Here is a 1,287-nt window from a genome sequence, read left to right as displayed (position 1 = left end):
ACGAATTAGTTATAAAACCGCTGGGTTGTCCCCAATTAAATTTAGGGACAACCACAGCAGTTAAACATTCCGGTTTTTGGGGGACTCTGCAATATTTTTATCTTAGTACTTTTTTTTTTTTTTTGCAATTTCAATTCTTTAAATCATAAAAAGATTGATTTTAAGGTTTAAAATACATAAAAAAGGAAATAAGAGACTTATTTCCTTGGTAATCAAGCAACAAATTGCAATATTTAACTAGATTTTATTATTTAACTTCCTTTATATATTCTTCAATAATCTTATTTATATCTTTAGTCCCATTATAAAACATTGCATGGCCGTATGAATTAAGTTCAGTGTATTCAATATGATAATGTTTAATCACATTCAATGCCTTTTTGTAATTGATGAATTTATCGTTTGCACTAATAACTATACTTAAATTATCATTAGTAGCATAAAATGAATCAAACATTTCTTTAACAATATTTGAATTAAAGATTTGATTGACAATATAGGAAAACATTTTTTTTCTTTTTTGTAGGAATTCTAAACTTGTTTTGAGAATTATTTGTTTAGTTTCATCCTTTAAAATTCAATCATTTTCGGAATCAGAAAATAATTGAAGTTGTGAAATATAAAACTCATTGCTATCATTTGGAAGTAAATATCCTTTTATTTCTTTTATTTCACTATCATCAAGATCTAATGGCAGTAGAGGAGTTATTCCAAAAATATGTTTAATATTAGAATGTATTTTTGAATTATATAATGCTGGAAGTATCCCTAAAGAATGACTTAGCAGATATATTTTTTTATTTGGAAGAATTTGACTGATAAACTGACTTACAATTTCACAATAATACTCAATTGAGATGTCATTGTTATTACTTGATAATCCACACCCAGGCAAATCAATTGCAACTAATGAATAGTTACGATTATTTATATTAAAAAGAGATAATACTCTTTTTGAACTATCGCCAAAACCATGGATAAATAAAACAACTAAATCTTTTATTTGATCATCAGCAAGATAACTAATTGTTTCATTATTCAATGTAATTAATTGACGTTTCATACTAAACACTCTCTTATGTTATTAATTTTATTCTTTGTTATTGTATCAAAAGAATTAGATTAGCAATCTTATTTTTCTTATATATGACTAAATTAGAATAAAAAAAATAACCCTTATTTTAAGGATTACTTTTTTTGTTCTCTGAAAACTGAATATCGAATTTATTTTTAGATTACTTCTATAGAATTACTATTAAACCAATCAATTTATTAGTACTGGTCAGC

1 protein-coding gene is annotated in these 1,287 nt (G+C 24.6%); it reads right to left on the bottom strand.

The annotated features are described in order from the left end of the window. Positions 1–247: 247 nt before the first annotated feature. The gene (locus tag BCF89_RS08825; protein WP_111518956.1) at positions 248–1,063 is read right to left on the bottom strand and encodes an alpha/beta hydrolase; all 816 of its coding nucleotides are present in this window, start codon (positions 1,061–1,063) and stop codon (positions 248–250) included. Positions 1,064–1,287: the final 224 nt, after the last annotated feature.

This window comes from Metamycoplasma auris, assembly GCF_003253435.1.
Taxonomy (GTDB): Bacteria; Bacillota_I; Bacilli_A; order Mycoplasmatales; family Metamycoplasmataceae; genus Metamycoplasma; species Metamycoplasma auris.
Note: the sequence above shows the minus strand (reverse complement) of the source record. Positions and strands in the feature narration are given on the sequence as shown.